General features: G+C 31.7%; 9 protein-coding genes. 6 read left to right on the top strand and 3 right to left on the bottom strand.

What is annotated here, in order from left to right:
- Positions 1 to 4 precede the first annotated feature (4 nt).
- From J1C67_RS16835 to J1C67_RS16820, 4 genes are all read left to right on the top strand, one after another.
- Complete coding sequence (locus tag J1C67_RS16835; protein ID WP_089967628.1) at positions 5 to 1,750, top strand: S8 family peptidase; 1,746 nt, start codon at positions 5 to 7, stop codon at positions 1,748 to 1,750.
- 151 nt (positions 1,751 to 1,901) lie between these two features.
- Entirely contained in the window at positions 1,902 to 7,091 is a 5,190-nt protein-coding gene (locus J1C67_RS16830; protein ID WP_139164829.1) for a S8 family peptidase, read from the top strand.
- A 279-nt stretch (positions 7,092 to 7,370) separates the two neighbouring features.
- Positions 7,371 to 7,706 (top strand): PadR family transcriptional regulator, encoded by a 336-nt coding sequence (locus J1C67_RS16825; RefSeq protein ID WP_089967625.1) that lies wholly within the window; start codon positions 7,371 to 7,373, stop codon positions 7,704 to 7,706.
- Between the two features lie 3 nt (positions 7,707 to 7,709).
- Complete coding sequence (locus J1C67_RS16820; RefSeq protein ID WP_139164828.1) at positions 7,710 to 8,438, top strand: hypothetical protein; 729 nt, start codon at positions 7,710 to 7,712, stop codon at positions 8,436 to 8,438.
- Positions 8,439 to 8,497: 59 nt separating this feature from the next.
- On the opposite strand, the gene J1C67_RS16815 is transcribed toward J1C67_RS16820, so the two are convergent.
- Positions 8,498 to 9,577, bottom strand: coding sequence for a sugar ABC transporter substrate-binding protein (locus J1C67_RS16815; RefSeq protein WP_167865585.1), 1,080 nt, complete (start codon positions 9,575 to 9,577; stop codon positions 8,498 to 8,500).
- 191 nt (positions 9,578 to 9,768) lie between these two features.
- Between J1C67_RS16815 and namA the strand changes: the two genes are divergently transcribed.
- The gene (namA, locus tag J1C67_RS16810) at positions 9,769 to 10,800 is read left to right on the top strand and encodes an NADPH dehydrogenase NamA (RefSeq protein ID WP_089967619.1); all 1,032 of its coding nucleotides are present in this window, start codon (positions 9,769 to 9,771) and stop codon (positions 10,798 to 10,800) included.
- A 65-nt stretch (positions 10,801 to 10,865) separates the two neighbouring features.
- On the top strand, positions 10,866 to 11,069 hold the full coding sequence (locus J1C67_RS16805; protein WP_242873960.1) for a DUF4177 domain-containing protein: 204 nt from the start codon (positions 10,866 to 10,868) through the stop codon (positions 11,067 to 11,069).
- A gap of 216 nt (positions 11,070 to 11,285) precedes the next feature.
- On the opposite strand, the gene J1C67_RS16800 is transcribed toward J1C67_RS16805, so the two are convergent.
- Both J1C67_RS16800 and J1C67_RS16795 read right to left on the bottom strand, forming a co-directional pair.
- Positions 11,286 to 12,218, bottom strand: a complete 933-nt coding sequence (locus tag J1C67_RS16800) for an IS3 family transposase (protein ID WP_207253499.1) — start codon at positions 12,216 to 12,218, stop codon at positions 11,286 to 11,288.
- A complete protein-coding gene (locus tag J1C67_RS16795) occupies positions 12,179 to 12,619 on the bottom strand; it encodes an HTH domain-containing protein (RefSeq protein WP_167867717.1) in 441 nt (146 codons plus the stop codon). The genes J1C67_RS16800 and J1C67_RS16795 overlap by 40 nt, the downstream gene beginning before the upstream one ends.
- Between the last annotated feature and the right edge of the window lie 45 nt (positions 12,620 to 12,664).

Here is a 12,664-nt window from a genome sequence, read left to right as displayed (position 1 = left end):
TATTGTGAGCGCTGTAAAAGAAATTCCCAATGTCCGTGTTGTTATTGTTGATAAAAAGCGTGCAATATTAATAATTGTAGGAAGTATACAGGATATACAGGAAGTACTTGATAAACTTTCTGATGTAATTATTTATGCAGTCCCTACTGCATTACATACATTATGTGATATTTCACCATTAGATGCATCGGGAGCAAATACATTTCATAACAGTATTTATCTGCCACTAGACGGATTGGGAGTTACTGTAGGAATAGTTGATACTGGCATAGATTATTTAAATGAAGAGTTTATTAATGAAGATGGTACATCAAGAATTTTATCTATTTGGGATCAAGCGATTAGTAGTAAAAAAGTTATAGAAGGACAGTTCGGAGGCAGCGAGTATACTAGAGAAGAAATAAATAACGCAATTAAAGCTAAGAATGATGGGCAGGATCCTTATAAAATAGTACCCTCAAAGGATGAAATTGGACATGGTACTAGTATGGCATCAGTTATAGGAGCAAGAGGTACAAACCCAGAAGTTATAGGCGTAGCACCAAAATGTAATTTTGCTATTGTAAAGTTATACTCTACACCATTAACAGTAATAGATGATTTTGGGGTGTACGGAAATGAAACTACTTATTCAACTTCAATTGTATTTTCAGGTATTAAGTATTTATATGATTTAGCCCGCAGGTTAAAAATACCAATGATAATACTTGTACCTCTAGGTTCAAATATGGGCGGTCATAATGGATTATCCTTTATTGCGAGATATATAGACGAGATTTCAAAGGTAAGTGGAATAACTGTAGTTGTTCCAACAGGAAATCAAGGAGATTCAGATACTCATACTTCTGGAACAATAGCTAAGGTAGGAAATACTATGGATATTGAGCTTAAAATAGATGAAAATCAAAAAAATATAAAATTTGAAATATGGGTTAGTAAACCAGATAAATTTGCACTGTCAATTGTCTCACCTTCTGGAGAAATAATTCAAAGAATACCACCTACAACTGATAAAATAACAGAAATTAAATTTCTATATGAAAGCACTATAATATATGTACAATACTCTATGCCGGAAGTGTCAACAGGTGACGAGCTAATTACAATTAAAGCTAGAAATATAAAGGAAGGAATTTGGGTGTTTAAGCTTATAGGAGAATTGGTTGTAACAGGTAGGTATGATGCTTATTTAATTCAAAGAGAATTACTAGCTCCGGGTACAAGATTTTTAAAACCAGATCCGTATGTAACATTAACTATTCCATCATCATCAGCATATGCTATATCTGTTGGATATTATAATCAAAATAATAATTCTAATGTAAGAGAATCAGGTAGAGGATATACAAGAGATGATAGAGTTAAACCAGATGTAGTAGCAGGAGGAGTAAATGCTTTAGTAACTACGGTAGGTTCTGGAACACAAGTTGTTAGTGGATCTAGTGTAGCAGCGGCAGTGGTAGCTGGATGCTGTGCACTTATATTTCAGTGGGGAATTATTGATGGAAATGACACAAGTTTATATTCAACAAAAGTTAAAACATATTTAATAGGAGGGACATCAAAAAGGGAAGGTGACATATATCCAAATCCACAGTGGGGATATGGAGCAGTTGATATGAAGGGTGTCTTTAATAATATTAGATTAAAATCTAATATTATTAGCAGTGTGAATGATATATTTATTAAAAAACCAATAGATAAGAATGAATATTATGTGGGGAATTTATTCATAAGATTACCTATATGATGGGGGTGTTAGTATAAAAAATAATAATATTAATATAAAAGATCATAGACAAGTTACAGAGGATATTTTAATAGATGAAAATGCAAGTTATGCAATAATAGAATACACTGGAGATATTGTTAGTGCTATAAGTAAATTAACAAATGCAACGGTGTTTGTACTTGATGAAAACCGTGCATTGTTATCAGTTGTAGATATGGATATAGATGAGGTAGTTAGTAAATTTCCTGATGTAATTATTTATAAAAATCCTGTAGGGATCTATACATTGACTTATACTTCACCAGTTGCGGCATCTGGAGCTGAGCAGTTTCATAACAATCTTTACTTACCCTTAGATGGAGAAGGAGTTATTGTAGGTATAGTTGATACTGGAATAGATTATTTAAATGAGGAGTTCATTAATCCAGAGGGTACCTCAAGAATTTTATCAATTTGGGATCAAACTATTAATACGGGGAAAAGGCCTGATGGGCAGCCTATAGGAAGTGAGTATACTAGAGATGATATAAATAATGCAATTAACGCTAAGAATCAGGGTGCTGATCCATATGATATAGTGCCTTCAAGGGATGAAATAGGGCATGGTACAAATATGGCAGGAATTGTAGGTGGTAGAGGTGTACGAACGGAATTTGTAGGAACAGCACCAAAATGTGATTTCGCTGTTGTAAAGCTACTTCCTGCAAGTAAGAGAGTTAGAGAGGAATTCTATGTATATGGAAATACACCTACTTATTCAAGTGTTGCAATATATTTAGGAATAAAGTATCTATATGAGCTTGCACTTAAGTTAGAAAAACCAATCGTAATATTAATACCATTAGGTTACGGTATGGGGTCTCATGATGGATTGGCACTTAATGAAAGATATATAGATGAAATTTCAAGAATCAGAGGAATAGCTGTTGTTGTACCAAATGGAAATGAAGGAGATTCAGATACTCATACATCGGGATTAGTAGCTAAAGAAGGTGACGTTGGTAACATTGAGCTTATAGTAGATAATAATCAAAAAAATTTAAGATTTGAAATATGGATTTCTAAACCAGATAAATTAACATTATCAATTACATCTCCTTCTGGAGAAATAATTGATAGAATACCTCCTAGAAACAAAGCAGTCACAGAGATTAATTTTATATATGAAAAAACTAAAATGTTTATTCAATACCTTAAACCAGAAGAAATAACAGGTGATGAAAAAATTACAATTGTAGCTACAAATATAACTGGAGGTATATGGAACTTTAAGATTGTAGGAGAACTTGTATCTGTAGGTATATATAATGCGTATCTACCACAGCAGGAAATACTTGCGCCTAACACAAAATTTTTAAGGCCCGATCCAAACGGAACATTAATGATTCCATCAACATCAAGATATGCTATATCCGTTGGGTTTTATGATCAAACAAATAATGCTATTGAAGTACAATCGGGTAGAGGATATACAAGAGATGGTAGAATAAAACCAGAAATAGTAGCTGGAGGAGTTAATGCATTAACAACATCAGTAGGTGGGGGACCTGAAATTATTACTGGGTCAAGTGTGGCGGCAGCAGTAGTAGCCGGGTGCTGCGCACTTATATTTCAGTGGGGAATTATTGATGGTAAGGATAAAGGTATGTATTCAATAAAACTTAAAACATATCTAATAAGAGGAGCACAAAAAAGGCAAGGAGATGAGTATCCTAATCCACAGTGGGGGTTTGGATCCATAAGTATGAAGGGTGTTTTTGATAATATTAGAGGATTAGGAGAACAAGAAAGTAGAGAAACTCCCCCAAAAATTAATTATTTTTTTGATATGAATAATAGGAGTGACTTAATTGAATATAAGGGAGATATAGTTAATGCTTTAAAGAGGTTTCCAAATACGGATGTATATATAATAGATGAAAAACGTGCAGTAATAACAGTACCATATGAGATTTATAGTGATGTGTTAAGGCTAACGCCTGAAATAGTCTATGCAGATCCAAATGCACCTTTTACAACTTGTGATATTTCACCAGTAGAAGCATCGGGAGCCACCGTATTTCATAATAATGTTTATTTACCATTAGATGGGTCAGGGGTAATTGTAGGTATAATTGATACAGGAATAGATTACTTAAATGAAGAGTTTATAAATGAGGATGGAACTTCTAGAATTTTAGTAATTGTAGATAGAACTATTGAAGAGAGAATTATTGAAGGGAAGCTAATAGAATCGCAGGGTCCTATAGGAATTGTATATACACAGGAGGATATAAATAGGGCAATAGAAGCCAAGAAAAATGGTGGAGATCCTTATGTAATTGTACCCTCTAAGGATGAAATAGGTCATGGAACAAATATGGCGGGAATAGTAGCAGCAAGAGGAGCTAACCCTGATATCGTAGGAGTAGCTCCTAGGTGTAACTTAGCTATAATAAAGCTTAGCCCTGTAAATGAGGCTTTTAGAAAATATTATGGAATTTATGGAAGTCAGAGTGCATACCAAAAATCAGGGATATTACTTGGTATAAGACATCTGTATAATTTGGCAGTTCAGCTAAAGAAACCTATTGTAATATATATTCCACTGGGTTCCAATACGGGTCCTCACAATGGAGACGCATTTATTGAAAAGTATATAAGTGAAATTTCTAGATATAATGGGGTAGCAGTTGTTGTTCCCACTGGCAATCAAGGAAATACAGATACCCATACTTCAGGAATAATAGAAAATAAGGGAGACACAGCTACTATAGAGATTGAGATAGGAAGAAATCAGAAGGATATACGTATTGAAATATGGATTTCAAAGCCAGATAAAGTAGCTTTATCAATAACCTCTCCTACAGGTGAAGTTATTAGGAAAATATCTCCAAAGCTTAAATCAATCACAGATATTACTTTTGTTTATGAGGAAACTAAAATGACAATAGAATATTTTATACCTGAGGAATTAAGTGGAGATCAAAAAATAATTATATCTGCAAGAAATATTAAAGAAGGTATATGGCAATTTGAACTTATAGGTGAGTTGATTATAGTGGGAAAATATGATGCGTGGATAATACAAAGAGAACTTTTAGCACCAAATACAAAATTTCTAAGTTCTACTTCAAATACTACATTAACTAATCCAGGAACTTCCAATGGGGCAATCACTGTAGCATTTTATAATCAAAATAATAACTCAATTGTTCCTGAATCTGGAAAGGGATATACAAGGGATAATAGGATTAAGCCGGATATTGCAGCTGGTGGAATTAATGCTATTACAACTGCTGCAAATGGAGGAACTCAAATTGTTAGTGGTTCAAGTGTAGCAGGGGCTGTGACAGCGGGAGCCTGTGCGCTATTATTTCAATGGGGGATTATTGATGGTAATGATACCACAATGTATGCTACAAAAGTGAAAACTTATTTGATAAGAGGTGCAAGCAAAAGAGCAGGTGATATTTATCCTAATCCGCAGTGGGGATATGGTATGCTAAATATAAAAGGTATATTTGATAATATTAGAGGCTTAGAAAATAAGGAAAGCAGACAAGTTCCTATAAATAAAAAAGTAAACTATTTCTTGAAAGAAAGTAATATGAACATCATGCTTGAATATAGGGGAGATATAGTTAATGCGATAAAGAAGTTCCCAGACTCGGATGTATATGTAATAGATGAAAGACGTGCAGTTATAACAATTCCATATGAACTAGTAAATAAAGTGTTAAATACAACTCCTGAAATAGTTTATGCAGATCCTGGATCAGCCCTTACATTATGTGATATATCTCCGGTAGTAGCATCAGAGGCACCTCTATTTTATAATAATGAATATTTACCTTTGGATGGCTCAGGTGTAATTGTAGGTATAATTGATACAGGAATAGATTATTTAAATGAAGAATTTATAAATAAGGATGGAACTTCTCGGATTATATCAATTTATGACCAAAATATTGAAGGTGATACTCTACCTTCAGAAATTTTAGCAGGTAGTATATACACACAAGAAGATATAAATAAGGCTATACAAGCAAAGAGGAATGGTGAGGACCCCTATGCAATTGTACCATCTAAAGATGAAATAGGCCACGGAACAAATATGGCAGGAATTATAGGTGCAAGAGGTGCTAATCCAGAACTTATAGGAGTAGCTCCAAACTGTAGTATAGCAGTTGTAAAGATGAGACCTGGTAATAAGGCTTTTAGAGATTTTTATGCACTTTATGGAGATGAAGTATCATATAAAAATACAGCTTTATTTTTAGCTCAGAGATATTTATATATGTTAGCATCTAAATTAAATAAGCCTATTGTAATATATAGTGGAACAGGGACAAACAATGGTTCACATACTGGAGAATCATTTACTGAAAGGTATTCAGATGAAATTACCTCATTTATTGGAGTAGCGGTAGTTTATCCAACGGGTAATCAAGGAAATACTGCCACTCATACTTCTGGAACAATAAAAAAGACAGGAGATATGAGTATTATAGAACTTAAGATAGGAGAAAATCAGAAGGATATACGTATTGAAATATGGATTTCTAAGCCGGATAAAGTATCACTAACAATAACTTCTCCTACAGGCGAGGTTATTAAGAGAATACCTCCAAAGCTTAAGGAAATTACAGATATTACTTTTGTGTATGAAGAAACTAGAATGACAATAGAATATTTTATACCAGAGGAAATAAGTGGAGACCAAAAAATAGTTATTACTGCGAGAAATATTAGAGATGGTATATGGCAATTTAAGCTTATAGGAGAGTTAATTGTAGTAGGAAAATATGATTCTTGGATATCACAAAGAGAACTTTTAGCACCCGGTACAAGATTTCTTAGACCTAATCCGTATACTACATTGACTCTCCCAGGAACCGCTATTAATGCAATAACTGTAGCATATTATAATCAAAATAATAACTCAATTATGCCACAGTCTGGAAGGGGATATACAAGAAATGATATGGTTAAGCCTGATATTGCAGCTGGTGGCATTAATGCTAAGACAACAGCAGTAGGAGGAACCACTAAAATTATTAGTGGTTCAAGTGTAGCCGGAGCTGTTGTGGCAGGAGCATGTGCACTACTTTTTCAATGGGGAATTATTGATGGTAATGATCCCACTATGTATGCTACAAAATTAAAAACGTATTTAATAAGAGGTGCTGAAAAACGACCAGGAGACGTATATCCTAATCCACAGTGGGGATATGGAATGCTTAATTTGAAAGGTGTTTTTGATAATGTTAGAGGGGGAAAAAATAATAAATATACTGATGATGATAGAATGATAGAAAGCCCAATGAATGAATATTATGTAGGGAATTTATTTATAAGGTTACCTGAGGATTTTTAAATTATTTATTAAAATATATGAAAATTCTCATATTATATTATAGGTTAAATATAACAAAAGACTTAGATACCAAATAAAAGGTAGTTAAGTCTTTTTGTTATAGAGGAATTTTGGAATAACATTTTTAATATATAAATTATTATTGACAAATAATTATAGTAATAATATTATGGTACTATGTAAAACATAATACCTATAAAAATAACTAACTATCATATTTTATAAAGTAAGTATATTTTTTAGAAAAGCTATTATGTATTGCATAGTAAGGAGGCTAATATGCAAAATAAATCACAATTGTTAAAAGGAGTACTCGAAGGCTGCATTTTAAAAATAGTTAAGCATAAGGGTGAAACTTATGGATATGAAGTTGTTACAGAGATTAGAAACTTTGGTTTTGGCAAATGTACAGAAGGCACTATTTATCCACTTCTTACTAGATTAGAAAAACGAAAAAGTCTGAAGTCTGAGAAAAAAGAATCTCCTTTTGGACCACAGAGAAAATATTATTCACTTACACAGCAGGGAGAAGAAGAACTTAGTGAATTTGAAAATACATGGATTGAGTTCAAGTATTTTGTAGATGGTATTTTAAAAAATTATAAAGGGGTGTAAATGATGAGTAAGACTAGTAAAGAAATAAAAAATAATTATAAGAATATGATGAAGATAGATGATAAATATGAGGATTTAGTAACAAATATTGTATGTTATATTAGAGTGGAGTTAACGGCTTATGATGCTGAAGAAGCAATAAATGATATTAATGAAATACTTCTAGGGGCGCAGGATAGAGGCGAAAATTTATTTGAGATTATAGGTGATTATAAGGAGTTTTGTAAAGAAGTTATAGCCTCCTACAAGGATAGTGTAAAGAATTATAAGCTTAAAATGCTTATAGACCACATTCCAAATATGATTTATGCAATAGTGTTCTTTTTTGCATTAGATATAGTAATTTTAGTTTTAAGTAGTAAGCCAAATGAATTAAGTGATTTAATCAATATAAAATATACAATCACACTAGCACCAATTATGAATAGCATAATAGCTTTAATAGTTGCAATTGGGGTTTTAAAGTTTATTGCTAAAAGTTCAAGTGAAAAGGTTGATAATAAAAAATCAGCAATACTATTTTTCATTGCGTATGTTTTAATAACCATATCTTTTGTGATAATAGGGTTATTAGGAAGAAAAGTTCAATTAATAACTTTAGATAATATTTCAATTCCTATAATAATAGCATTTCTAATTGTAATAGTTTCTTTAGTAAGTATGGTTAAAATACCATTAGATGCAACAAGAGGAATGAAAAAAAGTAGAAATAGAAGAGGCATAAATAATTAAATTTATGCTTCAAGGTTATTATTGTTACGTTAATATATTTTAATTTTAATAGAGACATACTATAATAGTTGCTCTGTTTGATTGGGCTTCTTATAAACATCTTTTTTATTTAAATAGCCACTGTCTATAAGAATTTTATCTAGATTATACTTATTTACAATTACTGGTGACATAAGTATTGCAGGTACATTAATTTTACCGTTATATACAGTATTATTTATATCTATAGCTTCCCCATTAGCAATTTTTATTGCAGCATCTATAGCCGCCTTACCTAATTGTCTAGTGTCTTTAAATACTGTAATTGGTTGAGTTCCTTCAACTATTCTTTGCGCCGCTGCTAATTCTGCATCTTGTCCTGTTATGGGAACCTTACCTGCTAAACCTTTTTCTGACAATGCTTCAATTGCAGCTCCTGCTATGGCATCATTTGGTGCTAATATCGCATCAATTTTATTGTTATTAGCAATTAAAGAATCCCTTACTATAATAAAAGCATTTTTGGGGTCCCAGTTATCTACTGCTTGATCTGTAACTATTTTTATATCTCCTTTATTAACTAAGGGGTTTATATATTTCATTGCACCTTCTTTTAACAACTTAGCATTATTATCATCAGCATCTCCTGACAGAATAATATAGTTCCCTTTTGGAGCATTCTCAATAAGGAATCTTCCTTGAAGCTCTCCGACCCTTAGACTATCAAAAGTTATAAATAAATCTATATCACTGTTTTTTATAAGTCTATCATAGGATATTACCTTGATTCCCGCTTTGTGGGCCTTTTCAACCATATCTGCTGCAGCATCCGAATCTGTAGGTGCCAAAATCAATACATCTATTCCGTCTAATATTAGTTCATCTACTTGTGAAGCTTGCTGTGCTAAATCAGTATCAGAAACCTTAATATTTACAGGAATCCCTTTTCCTTGTGCATATCCTTCCATAACGTCCCTATCCCTAACCCAGCGTTCTTCTCTTTGAGTAGGTAAAGATATACCAATTACTATATCCTTTCTATTTGCAAAATAAATATTACCATTACGTTGTTGTAATATTACTGTTTCTTTAATATAGAAAATATCTTCTTTATCATAACAAATTGGTACCAAAAAAGCATCTGGTATTGATAGATACATATTTACCTCCAAATTACTTATTATCTATAATTAACTTATTCCTATTTTATGCACATGTTACCATTTACTTCATATTATAATATTTTTATTTTTATAATCTATTTTAATTGTCTTTAAGATATAATAAAGAAAGAAGAGATTGAACTTGAAAAATATGTTTAAATATATAAAAAGCATTGAAAGGAGTAATTATGAAGGGGATTTTTAAAGAGCTTAAAGTTAAGAACCTAATATTTAGAAATAGAATAGTTATGGCACCTATGTGTATGTACTGTGCAGATAGTGAAGGTTATGCAAATGATTTTCATGAAATTCATTATACAGCTAGGGCAATAGGCGGAGTAGGCGCTATTATTATTGAAGCTACAGGCGTAGAAACAAGAGGTAGAATTTCTAATAGAGATCTTGGTATATGGGATGATTCTCATATAGAAGGTTTAAGAAAAATATCAGATAGTATAAAGAAATATGGAGCAGTTTCAGGAATTCAACTTGGGCATGCAGGTAGAAAGTGCTCTGTTTTAAGTGAAGATGTTATTGGACCATCTGCAATTCATTTCAATGAAGAAGAAAAAACTTTAAAAACACCAAGGGAAATGACAAAGAAAGATATTGCAGAAGTTGCAGAAAAATTTAAAAATGCAGCTAAAAGGGCAGATGATGCAGGATTTGATTTTATAGAAATACATGGGGCTCATGGATATTTAATATCAGAATTCTTATCACCATTATCTAATAAAAGAAATGATGAATATGGTGGAAATATTGAAAATAGAGTAAGATTCTTAAAAGAAGTTATTCTAAAAGTAAAAGAAGTTTGGCCAAATGATAAAGCTATAATGCTTAGAGTTTCAGCAGAAGATTATGAAAAGGGTGGAAACACAAAAGAAGATATGGCTAAAATTATTTTGTTAGTTAAAGATTTAGGTATAGATATAGTAGATATAAGTACTGGAGCCGTGGTGCCAGCAAAAATAAATATTTACCCAGGTTATCAAATACCAGCAGGGGAATATATAAAAAATAATGCTAATATAAAAGTTATAGTAGGTGGACTTATAACTACAGGTAATGAAGGAACAGAAATTATTGAAAGTAAAAGGGGAGATTTAGTTTATATAGGAAGAGAACTATTAAGAGATCCAAATTGGGTTCTAAACCAAGCTAAAAATACTGGTATAAAATTAGAATATTTACCTAAGCAATATGAAAGAGGTTTTTAAATAACCCTGTAAAAGTTTATCATTTAGAAAGATTAGTTAAACAAGAAATATATATGAATTGAGAGGTGATAGTCTTGGAAAAATGGGAATATGTAAGTATTAAAGTTGAAACTAAAGGGTTTCAAGGTGGCATATTAGAAATAGAGGATTTTGACAGTAAAATTAATAAGCTTGGAGAAGAAGGATGGGAATTGGTATCGTGTTTTTCAACTAATAAGGGATATGGTGAAAGTAGAGAAATAATATCAGTTTTTAAGAGAAGAAAATAACTAATCAAAGATTTAACATCTTCAATATAAAGAAATTAAACTGCAATATAGCTGAAATAAAGTGGTCCCTATGTCAAGGACAGTTAGAAAAAAACGCCTAAAAAATCAATTGGAATATTTTTCATGGAAGATGTATGACAAGAAAGCACTGGTATTATACCGTTTGTAGGTATTTACCAGTGCTTTAAATTATATTAATATATAAAATTAGTTTAGCTAGATTTTAATCGGATATTCACCGGTTTCTAGATATTCGTAGTATTTATTTGGTGATAGCTTGGCCAAATTCCATTGATATCTATTGTTATTGTAATAATCAATATAATTATCAGTTTCTTGTTTCAGTAGATTAAATGTGTTGCATTTTCCAAGGTGAATTTCATCTTTCATATGTCCGAAGAAGGATTCTTGTGGGGCATTGTCCCAACAATTACCTCTTCGAGACATCGATTGTCTAATTTCTTGCTTTGATATAATCTCTTGAAATTTAACGCTAGTATAATGGCAACCTTGATCTGAGTGAATTAGAGTTTCGCTTGTCAGAGAAATGCCATGTTCACGAATAAGTATATGTACAGTTTCTAATACAAAATCTATTTCTAGAGATTCACTTAGAACATATGCTAGAATTTGCTTTGTATAAGCATCCAGAATAGTTGAAAGATATGCTCTTTGACTATTGGCATAAGATATATATGTAATGTCTGTTAATAAGACCATTCTTGCCCCATAGTTAGTGAATTCTCTATTTAATAAATTTTCAGCAACATTATTAGTTTTTAGGGCCTTTGCCATTCGGCGGTACGGGTTTGCTTTTCTAATAGGACATGTTAAATTAAATTTTTTCATCAATCTACTTATTTTCTTGATGTTCATACGTACCCCAGTATTTAGAAGCCTCATGTAAATACCACGTTTACCTTTGTCATATCCACGAAACTGATAAGCAGCTAATATAATCTCAAAATCTTTTCTATCTTCTTCCTCTTTTTTATTTCTATGATCTTTAGAAGATAACCAATTATAATAACCTGATCTAGATACCCCTGCATATTCACAGAGCCAACTAATATTTAATAAATTATTATTCCGTGAAAGCATTTGCTGAATTATTTTGAATTTTTCTTCTGTTTTAGCTTGAACTTCCATTGCGCCTCCCGATTTATAAAATTCATTTTTTTTAGAAACTCATTTTCTTGTTTTAGATATCTAACTTGATGTTTGAGACGTGTAATTTGTTCATCAGGTGTCAAATGTTTTGTAGCTAATCGTCCAGAGGTTTCCTTCCTTAAGTCACTAAAACCTTCTTGTCGTTTTCCCATACTTAGAAATCGGCGCGATAAATTATCAACTCTCTGTTTTCCTAAAGCCTTAACATCAAATCCTGCATTCCGTAGTATTTCTAATGGCATTTTCCCGGTATTATATTCAGAAACATAATACTCCTTAAATTCATCTGTATAAGTAATAGCTTTATTACTAGCTTTTTTTACAAATGGATTTACTGATAAATCTTTCAATTGTTCATCTGTAAAATAGATTCTTCCCATAACTACAATCCTCCTTTAAAATATTTTACAATAAAAAAAGACCCT

Source organism: Clostridium gasigenes, from assembly GCF_017348895.1.
Classification (GTDB): Bacteria; Bacillota; Clostridia; order Clostridiales; family Clostridiaceae; genus Clostridium; species Clostridium gasigenes.
The sequence above is the reverse complement of the archived record's forward strand: the minus strand, read 5'-3'. Positions and strand labels throughout refer to the sequence as shown.